Source organism: Kitasatospora sp. NPDC048545, from assembly GCF_040651155.1.
Classification (GTDB): Bacteria; Actinomycetota; Actinomycetes; order Streptomycetales; family Streptomycetaceae; genus Kitasatospora.
Window position 1 is genome coordinate 114713 of record NZ_JBEZIQ010000021.1, and the last position, 16390, is coordinate 131102.

A 16390-nucleotide genomic window follows, 5' to 3' on the forward strand; every position below is an offset into this window, starting at 1 on the left:
GCGGCATATGCGGCAGCGGTAACTGACGCCGGCCCATCGGCCGGTTCGTGCCCGGAGGTCCCCTCATGGACCCGGTGATCGTGGTCGGGGCCGGACCGGTCGGTCTGGCCCTGGCCCTCGCCCTGGCCCGGCACGAGGTCCCGACCGTCGTCCTGGACGAGGGATCCGGGCTCTGCCCCGAAGGCCCCCGCAGCCTCGTCATCGGCGCCGACACCGCCGCCTTCCTGACCCGGATCGGCTACCCCCGGGCCATCTCCGACTCCGCCCTGTGGGACTCCTTCACCATTTGGCGGCGCCGCCAGGAAGTGCTGCGGATCGACCTCACTGACTCGCCCACCTTCCACCTCCCCCAGCACCGCCTCCAGCGCGGCCTGCGCGACGCCCTGACCGGCACCCCGCTGATCAGACTGGTCCCGCTCCACCGGGTCGTCGAACTCGAACAGGACCGGGACGGCGTCAGCATCCGCACCACGGGCACCCAGAGCGGCGCCGGCACCTGGTGGCGCGGCAGCCACCTGGTCGGCTGCGACGGCGCGAGATCCACCGTCCGCAAACTCCTGAAGATCCGCTTCCCCGGCCGCCCGGCGGTCGACCGCAACGCCATCGCCACCGTCCGGGTCGACCTGCCCTTCGACGGCGCCCGGCTGCACCGCGAGCCCCCGTGGCGCGGCGACCGCGAGGCCTCCGCCCGTCCGCTGCCGGACGGCGTCTGGCGGCTCGACTGGCGGCTGCCCCCGGGCCGCCCCGCCACCACCGAGACGGTCGACCCGCACGCCACCTGGCCCGGCATCGTCACCGGCGACACCCTGCTCACCCGGGTCACCTCCACCCTCACCGGCTGGTGCGGCGAACTCCCCCGCTTCGACCTGCTCGCCGCCGCCGACCACACCGCCCAGCAGCGCCTCGCCGCCCGGTTCCGGATCGGCCGCTGCTTCCTGGCCGGCGACGCCGCCCACCTGCACGGTGCACTCGGCATGCAGAACCTCACGGACGGGCTGCGCGACGCCGACAACCTTGCCTGGCGGCTCGCCCTCGCCTGGCACCTCCACTCCGGCGGCCCCCAGCCCGGCGGCTCGCTGCTGGACGGCTACGAGGCCGAACGGCGCGGCGCGGTCGGCGCCCGGCTCCGCGCCGTCGACCAGTCCATGCCACTGCTGCGCCCGCTCCGCGGCTGGCAGCAGACCCGCCGCTCGCTACTGGTCGGCGGCTTCCGCAAGCACGCCCCGCTGCTGGCCGACGGCCAGCTCGGCTCCGGCCGCTTCGGCGGCGCCCCCGCCTACCCGGCGGCGCCCTCCGGCGTCCCCGGCCGGGTCCCGGTCCAGCGCGGCGCGCGCGGCACCACCTCGCTCAGCGAGCTGCTGCCCGCCACCGCCCCGGGCGTGCTCGTCCCGGACCTGCCGGTGCTCGCCGCCGACGGCTCCCCCGACCACCTGCACGCCCGGCTCGGCGCCACCTTCCTGCTGCTGCTCGTCGCGCCCGGCACCGCCGTCTGGTCCTCCGAACACTGGCTCGGCGCCGGCCTGATGCCCCGGCTCGCCGAGGTCGCCGCCGCCCTGCCGGTCCCCGCCGAGGTCCTGGTCACCGAGGACTACCCGGGTGCCGGCCCGCACACCGTCCTGCTGATCCGCCCCGACGGCCACCTGGTCGGCGTCACCCAGGGCGCCGTCGCCGAGGACCTCCTCGCCCTCGCCGACCGCGCCCGCGGCGGCCCAGCCGCCCTCGCCCCGGCCCCGGAACCCGAGCCCGTGTCGGAGTCCGATCCCGAATCCGAGCCCGAGTCCGAGGACGGCTCCCGGCACACCGGCCGGAACGCGCCGCAGCAGGTCGACTCCCCCAGCTAGGCCGCATCCCCGGAGCGGCGCACCCCGGCCCGGCCTCGGCGGTCCGAAGGGCCAGGGCCTGTCCAGCGGCTCTTGCCTGGCAGGCCCTCGAATCCGTCGTCAAGCCCCCGTCGTCCGCCCGAGGGGGGCGGGCGGGGCGGCGCTGACGTGCGTGCCTCGCAAGGCGGAGGGTGGGGCCGGCCGAAGGCCGGGGTGGCGGTACCTCCCGGCCGAGGACCGGGGCGGAGGAGCGTCGCCGCGCGGACGCGGGCTCGACGACGGACCCTAGCCCGCCACCGCCGTGGCCCGGCTCTCGCGGACCACGGTCACCCGGATCTGCCCCGGGTAGGTCAGTTCGGCGGAGACCTGCCGGGCGACCTCGCGGGCGATCAGCTCCGCGCCGACGTCGTCCACCGCGTCCGGGCGGACCATCACCCGGACCTCCCGGCCGGCCTGCATCGCGTAGACGTCGGCGACGCCCTCGTGCGAGCGCGCGATCTCCTCCAGCCTCGCCAGCCTGCGGACGTACAGCTCCAGCGACTCCTTGCGCGCTCCGGGACGTCCGCCCGAGCAGGCGTCCGCGGCCTGGGTGAGCACGGCCGTCACGGTGTCCGGCTTCACCTCGTTGTGGTGGGCGGCGATCGCGTGCACCACCTCCGGGGATTCGCCGTACCGCCGGGCGAGTTCGGCGCCGACCGCCGCGTGGCTGCCCTCGACCTCGTGGGTGAGCGCCTTGCCGATGTCGTGCAGCAGCGCGGCGCGGCGCACCGGCTCCGGGTCCACCCCGAGTTCGGCGGCCATCATCCCGGCGAGGTGCGCGGACTCCAGCAGGTGGCCGAGCACGTTCTGCCCGTACGAGACCCGGTAACGCAACGAGCCCAGGGTGCGGACGAGTTCGGGGTGCATCGCACCGACCCGGGCGTCCAGCAGGGCGTCCTCACCGGCCCGGACGCAGCGCTGTTCGACCTCGGCGCGGCTGCGCTCGTGGAGCTGTTCGATCCGGGGCGGGTGGATCCGACCGTCCTCGACCAGCTGCTCCAGGGTGAGCCGGGCGGTCTCCCGGCGGACTGGGTCGAAGCAGGACAGCTGCACCGACTCCGGGGTGTCGTCGACGATCAGGTTCACCCCGGTGACCGCCTCGAAGGCCCGGATGTTGCGGCCCTCGCGGCCGATGATCCGGCCCTTCATGTCCTCGTTCGGCAGTCGGAGGACGGTGACGGCGGTCTCCGCGGTCTGCTCCGCCGCCAGCCGCTGGATGGCCCCGGCGAGGATGGACCGGGCCCGGTGCTCGCCCTCCTCCTTGGCCTCGCGCTCGATCTCCCGGACGGTGACGGCGGCCTCCAGCCGGGCCGAGGCCTCGGCCGCACGCAGGACTTCGGCGCGGGCCTGCTCGGCGGAGAGCCCGGCGGCCCGCTCCAGGGCGGCCGCCCGGCGGGTGACCAGTTCCTCGGCCTCGCCCCGGGAGCGCTCCAACGCGGCCGAGCCCCGGGCCAGTTCGTCCTCACGGCGGCGGAGCCTGCGCAGTTCCCCGGCCAACTGCTCCTCGCGGTGGGCGAGTTCGGCGCGCTGCCGGGCGGTCTGTTCCTCGGCCTGCCGCCGGGCCTGTTCGACCTCGGCCGACGCACGGGTCCGGGCCGCCCGGATCCGTCCGAGCACCAGTCCGGCGAGCACCCCGAGCACCAGTAGGAGGACGGCCGTCGCACCGGCGATCGGCAGCAGCGAGCCGCTCGGTCCGGCGCCCGCCGAGATCGTCATGCCGCCCACTCCCCGTCGACTGCGCGGGCCGCCGTCCGGAGGCGCCCGGGCGCTGAAGGCGAGGCTAGGTGGGGGTCACGAAACGGTCAAGACTTGACCTGGTCCACACCAAGAAGCCCACGAAACCGGCACTACTCCCACGCGGTTTCCGACGGTTCCCCCGTCTCCTCGTCCAGGGCGGCGCGCACCACCCGGAACGCCAGCCCCTCCGAGTAGCCGCGCCGGGCCAGCATCCCGACCAGCCGCCGGGTGCGGACCTGCCGGTCCAGCCCCCGGGTGGACCGCAGCTTGCGCTCGACCAGCGCCCGCGCCGCGTCCGACTCGTCGTCGTGGTCGACCTGGGCGACGGCCTGCTCGACGAGGTCGGCGGCCACTCCCTTGGTCCGCAGTTCCTGGGCCAGCGCCCGCCGGGACAGGCCGCGGACGGCGTGCCGGGACTCCACCCAGGCCGTCGCGAAGGACGCGTCGTCGATCAGCCCGACCTCTTCGAGCCGGGTGAGCACCTCGTCGGCGACCTCGTCCGGGATCTCCCGCTTGCGCAGGGCGTCTGCGAGTTGCTTGCGGGTCTTGGCGGCGCCGGTCAGCAGCCGCAGGCAGATGTCCCGGGCGCGGGTCTCCGGATCGACCGACTCCTCGGCCTGCTTCTTCCGGGACCTGCGGCCGGCGCTGTCGTCCGTGTCGAAGAGCCCCGCACCGGAGCGCTCTCCACGGGAGAGCCGCTCGCCCGACAGGCCCTCCTCCGACGGACCCTCGCCCGACGGGCCCTCGGCGGAACGTCCGCGCCGGGTGCGGCTCCGGCGCGCGCCGGAGCCGGGGGTCGAGGCGGCCACACCCCCGTGACCGGCCGCCTCGGCCTCGCCCCAGCCGTGCGCCGTCGCCGGAGGGGAAGCCGACGGGGAGGCCCGCAGGGAGTCGGTCAGGCCCGCTCCCGGCTCCTCGGCCGCCAGGGCCGAGCGCCGACGACGCCGACCGGTCGGCAGCTCGGAGGCGGAGACCAGTCCGAGCGCCTCGGCCGAGGCTTCCGCCGGTCCCGGTCCGGGCGCCGCGCCGCGCACCGCCCGGACCGGGGCCCGGTCGAACTCCGGCTCCCGGCCGGATGTCCTCTGCGCGGTGGACGGGCGCTCCCGGCGCCCCCGGCCGGAGCGCGACGGCGCGGGAGGCTCCGGCGCGTGCTCCGGCTCCTCCGCGACCGCGGCGAACCAGTCCGGCGGCCCGTGGTCGTCGTCCTCCGGGCCTGCCGGGCCGCCGCCCACCGTGTCGTGCTGCGTCAACGGCTCAGGCCTTGGCCGCCGCCGTCTTCTTCGCCGCGGCCGTCTTGGCGACGGTCGCGGTGATCGGCTTCGCGGCGCCGTCGGCGGCGGCGGCGGTGTCCGCCTCGCCCTGGGCCGGCTCCTCGGTCTTCGGGCCGATGCCGAGCTTGCCCTTGATCTTCCGCTCGATCTCGTCGGCGAGCTGCGGGTTGTCCCGCAGGAAGTTGCGGGCGTTCTCCTTGCCCTGGCCGAGCTGGTCGCCCTCGTAGGTGTACCAGGCGCCCGACTTGCGGATGAAGCCGTGCTCGACGCCCATGTCGATCAGGCCGCCCTCGCGGCTGATGCCGATGCCGTAGAGGATGTCGAACTCGGCCTGCTTGAACGGCGCGGCGACCTTGTTCTTGACCACCTTGACGCGGGTGCGGTTGCCGACCGCCTCGGTGCCGTCCTTCAGGGTCTCGATCCGGCGGATGTCCAGTCGGACCGAGGCGTAGAACTTCAGCGCCCGGCCACCGGTCGTGGTCTCCGGCGAACCGAACATCACGCCGATCTTCTCGCGCAGCTGGTTGATGAAGATCGCGGTGGTGTTCGACTGGTTCAGCGCACCGGCGATCTTGCGCAGCGCCTGGCTCATCAGACGGGCCTGCAGACCGACGTGCGAGTCACCCATCTCGCCCTCGATCTCGGCGCGCGGAACGAGCGCCGCGACCGAGTCGATGATCACCAGGTCGATCGCGCCGGAGCGGATCAGCATGTCGGTGATCTCCAGGGCCTGCTCACCGGTGTCCGGCTGGCTGACCAGCAGGGCGTCGGTGTCCACGCCGAGCTTCTTGGCGTACTCCGGGTCGAGCGCGTGCTCCGCGTCGACGAAGGCGACCGTGCCGCCGGCCCGCTGGGCGTTGGCCGCCAGGTGCAGGGTCAGCGTGGTCTTGCCGGAGGACTCGGGGCCGTAGATCTCGATCACTCGGCCGCGCGGGATGCCGCCGACCCCGAGGGCGACGTCCAGGGCGGTCGACCCGGTGGAGATCACCTCGACGGGCTCGTTGGCCTTCTCGCCGAGGCGCATCACCGAGCCCTTGCCGAACTGCCGCTCGATCTGGGCGAGCGCGGTCTCCAGGGCCTTCTCGCGGTCCGTACCTGCCATGACTTTTTCCCTCGGGTTCTGTGCTGTGCGCTTCATCGTCATCGACGCTAGCGCGTCCCACTGACAAACGAGCCCCACCAGGCTCGCCCTGTGGAAAACTCTTCGCCGGAGAGTACAAAGAACATTTGTTCGATTCAAGCCTCGCACGTCCTGGCGGTGCCGCCCCGGGTCCGGACCCGGGGCGACGCCCCCGGTCTCACTCCCCGTCCCCGCCGACCATCCGCCGCAGTCGCCGCGCCGCCTCCCGGCGCAGCTCCCGCCGGGCCCGCCGCTGCTCGCCCCGGTCGATCCGGGGGTCGGTGGCCACCTCGTAGCGCCGCACGTACGTCCCGACGAAGCCCTGCAGGGTCGCCGCCGCCGGGATCGCGATCAGCGCGCCCACCGCGCCGAGCAGGGCCGCGCCCGCGATCACCGCGCCGAAGGCCACCGCAGGGTGCACGTCCACCGTCCGCGCGGTGATCCTCGGGTGCAGCAGGTAGTTCTCGACCTGCTGGTAGAACACCACGAAGACCAGCACCCAGAGCGCGTCCACCGGCTCCACGGTGAGCGCCACCAGCACCGGCAGCGCCCCGGCCAGGTACGTCCCGATGGTCGGCACGAACTGCGACATGACGCCCACCCAGATCGCCAGCGCCACCGAGTACGGCAGGTCCAGCAGCGCGAACATCACCCAGTGCCCGGCGGCCGACACCACCGCGAGCAGCGCGCGGGAGTACAGGTAGCCGCCGGTCTTGGCGAGCGCGATCTCCCAGGCCCGCAGCACCTCTCCCTGCTTGGCGGGCGGCAGCACCGAACAGACCGTCCGGCGCACCCGCGGGCCCTCGGCGGTGAAGTAGAAGGTGAACAGCCCGACCGTGAAGGCCTGGAAGAGCCCGCCGATGACGGTGGAGGAGACGCCCCAGACGTTGTCGGCGGCCTGCTGGGCGTAGTTCTCGATGGTGCCGGAGTCCTTGAGCAGCTTCTTCTGAAGTTGCCCCAGCGACAGGTCCTGGTGGAAGGTCCGGTTGATCCAGCCGATCAGGTTGTCCACCAGGTGCGGCAGGTCCTCGGCGATCTTCGCCACCTGGTCGACCAGCAGCGTGCCGAGGGCCGCGAGGAAGCCGAGCACCGCGACCCCGACCGCGACGAACACCAGGAAGGTGCCGACCCCCCGGCGCACCCCGCGCGCCGCCATCCGGTCGACGGCGGGCTCCAGCGCGAGCGAGAGGAAGAAGGCCACCAGCAGCATCACGAAGAGGTCAATCAGCTGGCGGAAGGCCCAGTCGGCGAGTTGGAACAGCCCGACCAGGACGAGGAACAGGACCATCGCCCGGGGGAGCCAGCGCGGCATCCCGCCGCCCCACAGGACGCCGCCGCTCCCCCGCTCGCCGCGCCGCGCGTCGTCGCCCCGCGCACCGTCGGCGACCCGCACCGCACTGTCCGAATTCTTCTGTTCTGCGCTGCTTGTCACCGGGACAGTCTGTCCCATTCCGGGAGGACCCCGGCGGTCAGCGCAGCAGCGTCGAGACCCCCTGGGTCTCGCAGACCACGCGCCAGACGTCCTTGGCCTCCCAGCCCGCCTCCAGCGCCTGGCTCACCGTCCGCCCGCCGAGCTCGCTCATCACGTGGTCGGTCGCGAACGACTCCGCGTACGCCTCGCCGAAGTGCGCGTGCATCCGTCGCCAGAACTCGGTCAGCCTCATGGCTCAAGTATCGCGGACCCGGCGCCGGCCTCCCGGGCCCGCCACTGCCCGGCCGTCAGCGCGTACTCGACGTCGCCGTGCTCGCTGCCGGGGATCGTCTCCGGGTGGTCCTCGTGGAAGGTGCGGACGAACGAGAGCCCGCTCTTCTCCATCACCCGCCGCGAGGCCGCGTTCACCGTCATGGTGTACGCCACCACCCGCTCGACGCCCGACCCGGTGAAGCCGCGGCGGACCAGCGCCCGCACGCCCTCCGTCGCGTACCCGCGCCCCCACGCGGCCCGGCGCAGCCGGTAGCCGAGCTCGACCTCGTCGCGCTCGCCGTCCCTCGTCGGCCGGAACTCGAACCAGCCCAGGAAATCCCCGCCCGCCCGCTCGTGCGCGGCCCACCAGCCGAGGTCGCCGTAGCGGCGGTAGTGCTCCAGGTAGCAGGGGATCAGTGTGTCCTCGACCCACTGCCGGGAGCTCGGCCTCCCGCCGGTGAGGTGGCGCATCACCTCGGGGTCGCCGTCCAGGTCGACGAGCTCGTCGACGTCGGCGGGGGTGAAGCGGCGCAGCACCAGCCGCTCGGTGGTGAGGTGCACGGACTCGCCCGGATCGCTCATGCCCCGATCCTCACCTGCCGCCGGTCGCCCGGTCACCCGGTTTTCCACCCCGCGCGGCGCCCCGGCTCACCGCGGCAGCGTCAGCAGCCCGGCCCCGAGGTACTGCCGGTCCCCGCAGGCGTACGGCCCCGGCGGGCAGCCCGCCGCCGCCGTGCTCGCGAGCAGCGCCGCCAGCGCGTCCGAGCCGAGGTCCGGGTGCAGCGCCGCCGCCACCGCGACCGCACCGCTCACGTGCGCGGCCGCCATCGAGGTGCCGGCCAGCGCCGCGTACTGCCCGCCGGGCCAGTCCGAGACGACCGCGCCCTGCGGGCCGCCGTCCGGGTCGCCGCCGGGGGCGGCCAGCGAGACCCTGCCGCGTCCGTAGTTGGAGTAGCCGGACGGGTGGCGGTCCCGGTCGACGGCGGTGACGGTGACGACGCCGGGCAGTTCGCCGGGCAGCCGGACGCACTCGGTGCCCAGGAAGCGGGTCTGCGGGGGTCCGGAGACCCGGTCGTTGGGGCTGCGCTCGTCGGTCCGGGGGGCGCCGAGGTCCTGCGCGTCGTTGCCCGCCGAGGCGACCACCACCGCGCCCTTGCGCCGGGCGTACTCGGCGGCCCGGTCGACGGCGGCGATCAGCGCGGCCTGGTCCCGGTCCTCGGGGCAGTTGTACTTCCAAGGGTCGGCGAAGTAGCTGTTGTTGATCGCCTTGGCGCCGTGGTCGGCGGCCCAGAGCAGCCCGCAGACGATGTTCTCGGCGTAGTACTGCCCGAGCGGCCCGAGCAGCCGGACGGCGCCGATCCGCACGCCGGGCGCTACCCCGGTGACGCCGCGGCCGTCCCGGGCGGCGCCGACGATCCCGGCCACGTGGGTGCCGTGGCCGCTCTCGCCCACTCCGGGGTCGGGCCGCCAGGCGCCGGTCCGGGAGTCGGGCCGGCCGTCGGCGCAGGAGGCGGAGGCCTTCGGGTCGACGGCGGCGCGCAGGTCCGGGTGGGAGTCGTCCACGCCGGAGTCCAGCACGGCGACCAGCACCCGGTGCAGCGTCCCGGGGTCGGGCACGCCGATCGCGGGGGCGCCGGCCGGCGCCGTGGAGGCGTCCCCGGCCCTGGGGGCGGTCGCGCCGAGCATGGCGAGGTTCCAGGCGCCGCCCTCGGCCGGGTCGGGCACGGTGGTGGTTTCGCCGTCCCCCCGGTCGGCACCGGCGTGGTCGGCGGCGGCGTGCCCGCCCCGGTCGGCGGCGGCCGTGAAGTCCCCGGCCCCGTCCACCGCCCTGGGCGGCGCCACCACCGGGGCGGTCCGGGTCGCGCCGGCGGCGGTGATCCCGGGCCGGGTCCGCACCCTGTCCGCGAACCCCGTGGTCGCGTACGCCAGGACGGCCCCGATCTGCGGGTACTCCTGCACCACCTGGCCGCCGGCGGCGCGGCTCTCCGACCCGGCCCGGGCCGCCCCGGTGGCGTCCTCCTGTTCGGCCAGCACCAGGTAGCTGAGGTAGGGGCGCCCGGGCCCGGAGACGTACGGGACGGCGCCGCCCACCACCAGTGCGGTGAGCAGCATCGCGAGCAGCGCCCGGGCGGGTCCGCCGACCCGGCGGCGCCGGGCGGCGCGGGCGGGCCTGCCCGACGGATACGCCTGCGCCATCGCACGGCCTCCGCTCGTCGGTCCGGTGGGTCACGGGTGGATCATGCTTCCGATTCCTCACCATATGAGCGGATTGTCGTTTCTGCTCTTCGGCGTGCACCCCACGCCACCCGCCGCGTACACCCCCTGCCACCCGCCGCGCGCACGCCCCACCGCCCGCCCCGCACCGCACCGCCAGCGCCCGGTTGTCGGTCCCACCCGGCACCATGGGGGCATGGCGCCCCAGCACCCGACCCCGCCCGCCGACGACCCCCTGGCCGGCTTCGCCCCCACCACCCGGGCCTGGTTCACCGGCGCCTTCTCCGCCCCCACCCCCGCCCAGGCCGAGGCCTGGCGCGCGATCGGACGGGGGACGGACGTCCTGGTCGTCGCCCCCACCGGCTCCGGCAAGACGCTCGCCGCCTTCCTCTCCGCACTCGACCGGCTCAGCAGCACCCCGCCCCCGACCGAGCCCAGGCGCCGCTGCCGGGTCCTCTACGTATCACCGCTGAAGGCCCTCGCGGTGGACGTCGAACGGAACCTGCGCGCCCCCCTGGCCGGCCTGCGCCAGGCCGCGGTCCGGCTTGGCCTGCCCGAGCCGGAGGTCCAGGTCGCCATTCGCTCCGGGGACACCCCGGCCGCCGACCGCCGCCGCTTCGCGACCCACCCGCCCGACATCCTGATCACCACCCCCGAATCGCTGTTCCTGCTGCTCACCTCCGCCGCCCGGGAGGCGCTGCGCGGCGTGGACACGGTGATCCTCGACGAGGTGCACGCGGTCGCCGGCACCAAGCGCGGCGCCCACCTCGCACTCACCCTGGAGCGGCTCGACGAACTGCTGGACCGCCCGGCCCGGCGGATCGGCCTTTCCGCGACGGTCCGCCCGGTCGAGGAGGTCGCCCGCTTCCTCAGCCCGCAGCGCGGTGCCGTCGTCGTCCAGCCGCCCGCCGCCAAGGACTTCGACCTCTCCGTGGTCGTCCCGGTCCCCGACCTGGACGACCTGCCCGCCGCCCCGGCCGCCGGCAGCGCCGCCGACAGCGACCCGCAGCGGAAGGCCTCGATCTGGCCGCACGTCGAGGAGCGGATCGTCGACCTGGTCGAGGCGCACCGCTCGACCATCGTCTTCGCCAACTCCCGCCGCCTCGCCGAGCGCCTGTGCAACCGGCTGAACGAGATCGCCCACGAGCGCGCCACCGGCACCGCCGTCCCCGCCGCGCACGCCCCGGCCCAGCTGATGGGCGGCTCGGGCGCCGCCAAGGGCGCTCCCGCGGTCATCGCCCGGGCCCACCACGGCTCCGTCTCCAAGGAACAGCGCTCGCTGGTCGAGGAGGAGCTGAAGGCCGGCCGGCTGCCCGCCGTGGTCGCCACCTCCAGCCTGGAGCTGGGCATCGACATGGGCGCCGTCGAACTGGTCGTCCAGGTCGAGTCGCCGCCCTCCGTCGCCTCCGGCCTGCAGCGGGTCGGCCGCGCCGGGCACCAGGTCGGCGCCGTCTCCACCGGCGTCTTCTTCCCCAAGTACCGGGGCGACCTCGTCCAGTCCGCCGTGGTCACCGAACGGATGCGGGACGGCCGGATCGAGGCGCTGCGCGTCCCGCGCAACCCGCTGGACGTGCTCGCCCAGCAGCTGGTCGCGATGACGGCCCTGGACACCTGGCCGGTGGACGAGTTGCTCACCGTGGTCCGCCGCGCCGCCCCCTTCGCGACGCTCCCGCAGTCCGCCTTCGAGGCCGTGCTCGACATGCTGGCCGGCCGCTACCCCTCGGACGCCTTCGCCGAGCTGCGCCCCCGCGTGGTGTGGGACCGGGTGGCGGGCACCGTGACCGGCCGGCCCGGCGCCCAGCGGCTGGCCGTCACCTCCGGCGGCACCATCCCCGACCGCGGCCTCTTCGGCGTCTTCATCGCGGGCACCACCGACTCCGGTTCGAAGCCGGGGAAGGGCGGTGGCGGGCGACGGGTGGGCGAGCTCGACGAGGAGATGGTCTACGAGTCCCGCGTCGGCGACGTCTTCACCCTGGGCACCACCTCCTGGCGGATCGAGGACATCACCCACGACAAGGTGCTCGTGACGCCCGCCCCCGGGGTCCCCGGCCGGCTCCCGTTCTGGAAGGGCGACGCCCTCGGCCGCCCGCTCGAACTCGGCCGCGCCCTCGGCGCGTTCACCCGCGAGCTGGGCGCCCTCCGGCCCGAGGCCGCCACCGAGCGCCTCAAGCGGGCCGGTCTGGACGACTGGGCCGCCGCCAACCTGCTCGACTACCTCGCCGAACAGCGCACCGCCTGCGGCCACCTCCCGGACGACCGCACCATCGTGGTCGAACGCTTCCGCGACGAACTCGGCGACTGGCGGATCGTCATCCACTCCCCCTTCGGCGCCCAGGTGCACGCCCCCTGGGCGCTCGCGCTGGGCGCCCGGCTGCGCGAGAAGCACGGACTGGACCCCCAGGTCATGCACGCCGACGACGGCATCGTGCTCCGCCTGCCCGACGCCGACCTGCTCGCCCCCGACTTCGACTTCGCCGGCCCGTCCGCACACCCGGGCCAGGCTCCGGACGAGGCCCCGGTCGGCGCCGACGCCGCCCTGTTCGACCCCGGCGAGATCGAGCAGCTGGTGACCGAGCAGGTCGGCGGCTCCGCCCTGTTCGCCTCCCGGTTCCGCGAGTGCGCGGGCCGCGCCCTGCTGCTGCCGCGCCGCAGCCCCGGCCGCCGCACCCCGCTGTGGCAGCAGCGCCAGCGCGCCGCCCAACTGCTCGAAGTCGCCTCCGAGTACGGCTCGTTCCCGATCGTCCTGGAGGCCGTCCGGGACTGCCTGCAGGACGTCTTCGACGTCCCCGGCCTGGTCGAGCTGATGGGCGACCTCGAATCCCGCGCCGTCCGCCTGGTCGAGGTCACCACCGCCGAGCCCTCGCCCTTCGCCCGCTCGCTGCTGTTCGGCTACGTCGCCCAGTTCCTCTACGAGGGCGACTCCCCGCTCGCCGAGCGCCGCGCCGCCGCGCTGTCCCTCGACTCCCGCCTGTTGTCCGAACTCCTCGGCCAGGCGGAGCTCAGCGAACTCCTCGACCCGCAGGTGCTCGCCGAGCTGGAGGCCGAACTCCAGCGCCTCACCCCCGAGCGCCGGGTCAAGGACGCGGAGGGCGTCGCGGACGCCCTGCGTCTGCTCGGCCCGCTCACCGAGGCCGAGTTGACGGCCCGGGGAGCCGAGCCGCTCTGGGCCCTGGAGCTGGAGGCGGCCCGCCGGGTGATCCAGGTCCGGATCGCCGGCGAGCAGCGCTGGGCCGCGGTCGAGGACGCCGGGCGGCTGCGCGACGCGCTCGGCACCCCGCTGCCGGTCGGCGTGCCCGAGGCGTTCACCGAGCCGGTCAAGGACCCGCTGGGCGACCTGATCGCCCGCCACGCCCGCACCCACGGCCCGTTCACGGCCGCCGAGGCCGCCGCCCGCCACGGCCTCGGCACCGCCGTCGTCGCCGGCACCCTGCACCGCCTCACCGCCGCCGGCCGCCTGGTCCAGGGCCGGTTCAGGCCCGCCGAGGACCACACCGCCCCCGAGTGGTGCGACGCCGAGGTGCTGCGCCGGCTGCGCCGCCGCTCGCTGGCCGCCCTGCGCCAGGAGGCCGAGCCGGTCCCGCCGCGCACCCTGGCCGCCTTCCTCCCGCAGTGGCAGCACCTGGCCGGCCACCGGCTGCGCGGTCCGGACGGTCTGCTCCGGGTGGTCGAGCAGTTGCAGGGCGCCGCGCTGCCCGCCTCCGCCCTGGAGAAGCTGGTCCTCCCGGCCCGCCTCGCCGACTACTCCCCCGGTCTGCTGGACGAGTTGACGGCGGCCGGGGAGATCGGCTGGTGCGGGGCCGGCGCGCTGCCCGGCAAGGACGGCTGGCTCAGCCTCCACCTCGCCGAGAACGCCCACCTGCTGCGCCCCGAGCCCGTCCCGCCCGCGCTCACCCCGCTGCACAGTGCCCTGATGTCGGCGCTGGCGGGCGGCTACGGCCTGTTCTTCCGCCAGCTCGTCCAGCAGCTCCCGGAGGAGACCCCGGAGCCCGAGGTCGTCGAGGCCCTCTGGGACCTGGTCTGGGCCGGCTACGTCACCAACGACACCCTCGCCCCGCTGCGCGCCCTGCTCGGCTCGGGCCGGACGGCGGGCGCGACCGCCCACCGCGCTCCCCGGGCCACCCCGCGGGGCCGCTACGGCGGCGCCGGCCGCGCCTTCGGACGGGTCGGCGGCGCCCAGCGCAGCGGCCCGCCGACGGTGGCCGGGCGCTGGTCGCTGCTGCCGGCCCTGGGCGCCGACCCGACGGTCCGGGCCACCGCCCAGGCACAGAGCCTGCTGGACCGGCACGGCCTGCTCACCCGGGGCACTGTGGCGGCCGAGCGGGTGCCCGGCGGCTTCGCCGGGGTCTACCGGGTGCTGGCCGCGATGGAGGAGCGCGGCCGGGCCCGCCGGGGCTACTTCGTCGAGGGCCTCGGCGGCGCCCAGTTCGCCATGGAGGGCGCGGCCGACCGGTTGCGCTCGGTCAACGGCCGGCTGGAGCGGGCCCGGGCCGCCGAGTGGCCGGCCGCCCCGGCCGCCGAGCCGCCGCAGGCGCTGGTGCTGGCCGCCGCCGACCCGGCGAACGCGTACGGCGCCGCCCTGCCGTGGCCGGAGCCGCCCGCCGCCCCCGCCGGCAAGGAGTCCACGGCCCACCGCCCGGGCCGCAAGGCCGGCGCCCTGGTGGTCCTGGTGGACGGCGAGCTGGCGCTGTACGTCGAGCGCGGCGGCAAGTCACTGCTGGCCTGGCCGGAGGTCGGGCCGACGCTGACGCTCGCGGCCGGCGCGCTGGCCGCCGCGGTCCGCGGGGGCGTGCTCGGCACCGTCACGGTGGAGCGGGCCAACGGGGAGCCCGCCCTCGGCTCGGACCTCGGCCGAGCGCTGGAGGAGGCCGGTTTCCACGCCACCCCGCGCGGACTGCGCCTGCGCCCGTAGGCCGGCGCCGCATGCGCCCGGACGTGGTGGAGGCCGCGGGGTCGTGGACCCCGCGGCCTCCTCACGTCGAATCATCCGATCGGTGGCGGCTGTGCCTCCACCGGTCGTACCGCCTCCGCGCCCGGGCGACGGACGGGTCCGGTCGCGTTCCGGTCGGCATGGACCGGGATGAGACCGAGCCCCCAGCCTCCGGCCGCGAGCAGCCCCAGCGCCGCGCCGTCGGCCAGTTGTCCGCGGACGACCAGGAGCCACCAGGCGAGCCCGGCCGCCACTGCCGCCAGGACCCACCGCACCGGACGCCGTGCCCGGAGCAACAGCCGCGCCCGGGCCCGTATTCGGGCCACCGGGCGCACCATCGCGTCTGTCCGCACGACCGCGCTCCCTTCGCTCGCTCCGGGCGGGGGCGCCCGGGAGTCGAGGCCGGGATCAGGCGGCGACCACGTCCATCGCGGCGGCCTTGGGCGACATGTTCGCCCGGTCGGTGCCGGGGGCGGGCAGCGGAACCGGTTCGAGTACCGGCCTCAGCAGATCACCTTCGGAGAGGGTGGCCATCGCCGCAAGTTCGGCGAGCGACAGTTCGTCGCTGACCTCGCGCATGACCTCGGACATCCGGACGTCGAGTGCGTCGCAGATGGCGGAGAGCAACTCCGAAGAGGCCTCCTTCTGTCCCCGCTCGACCTCGGAGAGGTACCCGAGCGAAACCCTGGCGGCCGCCGACACCTCGCGGAGTGTGCGGCCCTGGCGCTGGCGCTGCCGACGCAGTACATCGCCCAGTAGGCGACGGAGCAGGATCATCGGTGCCTCCCTCCTCGGACTGCGGATCGAGATGTCACGACCCCACCGTACCGCCTTGCCCGCTTCGCGTGCGGGGACCCTGGTCGTGTTCACTCTGGGCTGCAAGGCTGTCCCCCTCCTCGTTCCGGTGTCCTACCCGGGTTCGCGGGCCCCTCGTGGTACCCGACTCGGGCCACCCGGCCACCGTCACGCAACTCGTTCGCCACCTGGTTTCTGCCCAACCAGGCCGTTGGATGTAACACGATCCTCCAGCTGTGCCATACCCGGGCGCCAGATCGGCAGGTCTCGGTTCGGTGGAGATCCGTCGGAGCGGCCCGTCATCGTGCGGGTCGTGGTGCGAGCCGGCCGACGAGGAGCTCGAGTGCGGCGGTCACCGCTCCGTGACGGATTGTGGCACGCCCTCCCGACAGCAGGGGCGAACTGACCAGAGTTCCGCCCGGGCCGGCGACCGCCAGGTGTACGGTGCCCACCGGCTGCCCGTCCTGCGGGTCCGGACCGGCCACCCCGGTCGTCGCGAGCCCGTACGTGGCCCCGAGCAGTCCGCGCACGCCCTCGGCCATCTGCCGGGCCACCACCGGGTGGACCGGCCCGTGCACGTCCAGCAGTCCCTCGTCCACCCCGAGCACGGAGGCCTTCAGCTCGGTCGCGTACGCGGTGACCGAGCCGCGGAAGGTCGCGGACGCCCCGGGGACGTCCACCAGCGCGGCGGCCAGCAGGCCGCCGGTCAGCGACTCGGCGACGGCCAGCGTGCCGCCCTCGGCCCTCAGCGCGGCGTGCGCCCGCTCGGCCAGCCGGTAGTCG

The 16390-nt window shown here is 75.3% G+C and carries 12 protein-coding genes; 2 read left to right on the forward strand and 10 right to left on the reverse strand.

The annotated features are described in order from the left end of the window. Positions 1-65: 65 nt before the first annotated feature. Positions 66-1841 carry an FAD-dependent monooxygenase gene (locus AB0D10_RS21245; protein ID WP_360258446.1) on the forward strand — a complete coding sequence of 592 codons (1776 nt, stop codon included), beginning with the start codon at positions 66-68 and terminating at the stop codon, positions 1839-1841. 264 nt (positions 1842-2105) lie between these two features. Here the strand turns inward: AB0D10_RS21245 and rny are convergent, their stop codons facing one another. The 7 genes from rny to AB0D10_RS21280 form a co-directional block, all read right to left on the reverse strand. After that, on the reverse strand, positions 2106-3575 hold the full coding sequence (rny, locus tag AB0D10_RS21250; protein ID WP_360258448.1) for a ribonuclease Y: 1470 nt from the start codon (positions 3573-3575) through the stop codon (positions 2106-2108). Between the two features lie 131 nt (positions 3576-3706). Then, complete coding sequence (gene recX / locus AB0D10_RS21255; RefSeq protein ID WP_360258504.1) at positions 3707-4405, reverse strand: recombination regulator RecX; 699 nt, start codon at positions 4403-4405, stop codon at positions 3707-3709. A gap of 445 nt (positions 4406-4850) precedes the next feature. Then, entirely contained in the window at positions 4851-5969 is a 1119-nt protein-coding gene (gene recA / locus AB0D10_RS21260; protein ID WP_360258450.1) for a recombinase RecA, read from the reverse strand. 196 nt (positions 5970-6165) lie between these two features. Next, a complete protein-coding gene (locus AB0D10_RS21265) occupies positions 6166-7299 on the reverse strand; it encodes an AI-2E family transporter (RefSeq protein ID WP_360258506.1) in 1134 nt (377 codons plus the stop codon). A gap of 157 nt (positions 7300-7456) precedes the next feature. Next, positions 7457-7651 (reverse strand): DUF3046 domain-containing protein, encoded by a 195-nt coding sequence (locus AB0D10_RS21270; protein WP_360258452.1) that lies wholly within the window; start codon positions 7649-7651, stop codon positions 7457-7459. Further along, the gene (locus tag AB0D10_RS21275) at positions 7648-8253 is read right to left on the reverse strand and encodes a GNAT family N-acetyltransferase (RefSeq protein WP_360258454.1); all 606 of its coding nucleotides are present in this window, start codon (positions 8251-8253) and stop codon (positions 7648-7650) included. The genes AB0D10_RS21270 and AB0D10_RS21275 overlap by 4 nt, the downstream gene beginning before the upstream one ends. Positions 8254-8319: 66 nt before the next feature. Then, positions 8320-9867, reverse strand: a complete 1548-nt coding sequence (locus AB0D10_RS21280; RefSeq protein ID WP_360258456.1) for a S8 family serine peptidase — start codon at positions 9865-9867, stop codon at positions 8320-8322. Between the two features lie 214 nt (positions 9868-10081). On the opposite strand from AB0D10_RS21280, the gene AB0D10_RS21285 reads away from it, so the two are divergent. Then, positions 10082-14794, forward strand: a complete 4713-nt coding sequence (locus tag AB0D10_RS21285) for an ATP-dependent helicase (protein WP_360258458.1) — start codon at positions 10082-10084, stop codon at positions 14792-14794. 71 nt (positions 14795-14865) lie between these two features. Here AB0D10_RS21285 and AB0D10_RS21290 read toward each other — a convergent pair whose 3' ends face one another. The 3 genes from AB0D10_RS21290 to AB0D10_RS21300 all read right to left on the reverse strand — a co-directional run bounded on the left by AB0D10_RS21290 (position 14866) and on the right by AB0D10_RS21300 (position 16380). Beyond that, positions 14866-15165: a hypothetical protein gene (locus AB0D10_RS21290; protein ID WP_360258460.1), complete on the reverse strand. Its 300-nt coding sequence runs from the start codon at positions 15163-15165 to the stop codon at positions 14866-14868. Between the two features lie 55 nt (positions 15166-15220). After that, entirely contained in the window at positions 15221-15589 is a 369-nt protein-coding gene (locus AB0D10_RS21295; protein WP_049660741.1) for a helix-turn-helix transcriptional regulator, read from the reverse strand. Between the two features lie 317 nt (positions 15590-15906). Continuing rightward, positions 15907-16380, reverse strand: a complete 474-nt coding sequence (locus tag AB0D10_RS21300) for a CinA family protein (RefSeq protein WP_360258508.1) — start codon at positions 16378-16380, stop codon at positions 15907-15909. Positions 16381-16390 lie beyond the last annotated feature (10 nt).

Bases quoted from the DNA above. Each gene is read 5' to 3' on its own strand.
- AB0D10_RS21245 (WP_360258446.1), top strand. From the start codon at position 66: ATGGACCCGGTGATCGTGGTCGGGGCCGGACCGGTCGGTCTGGCCCTG.
- rny (WP_360258448.1), bottom strand. From the start codon at position 3,575: ATGACGATCTCGGCGGGCGCCGGACCGAGCGGCTCGCTGCTGCCGATC.
- recA (WP_360258450.1), bottom strand. From the start codon at position 5,969: ATGGCAGGTACGGACCGCGAGAAGGCCCTGGAGACCGCGCTCGCCCAG.
- AB0D10_RS21265 (WP_360258506.1), bottom strand. From the start codon at position 7,299: ATGCCGCGCTGGCTCCCCCGGGCGATGGTCCTGTTCCTCGTCCTGGTC.
- AB0D10_RS21270 (WP_360258452.1), bottom strand. From the start codon at position 7,651: ATGAGGCTGACCGAGTTCTGGCGACGGATGCACGCGCACTTCGGCGAG.
- AB0D10_RS21275 (WP_360258454.1), bottom strand. From the start codon at position 8,253: ATGAGCGATCCGGGCGAGTCCGTGCACCTCACCACCGAGCGGCTGGTG.
- AB0D10_RS21280 (WP_360258456.1), bottom strand. From the start codon at position 9,867: ATGGCGCAGGCGTATCCGTCGGGCAGGCCCGCCCGCGCCGCCCGGCGC.
- AB0D10_RS21285 (WP_360258458.1), top strand. From the start codon at position 10,082: ATGGCGCCCCAGCACCCGACCCCGCCCGCCGACGACCCCCTGGCCGGC.
- AB0D10_RS21295 (WP_049660741.1), bottom strand. From the start codon at position 15,589: ATGATCCTGCTCCGTCGCCTACTGGGCGATGTACTGCGTCGGCAGCGC.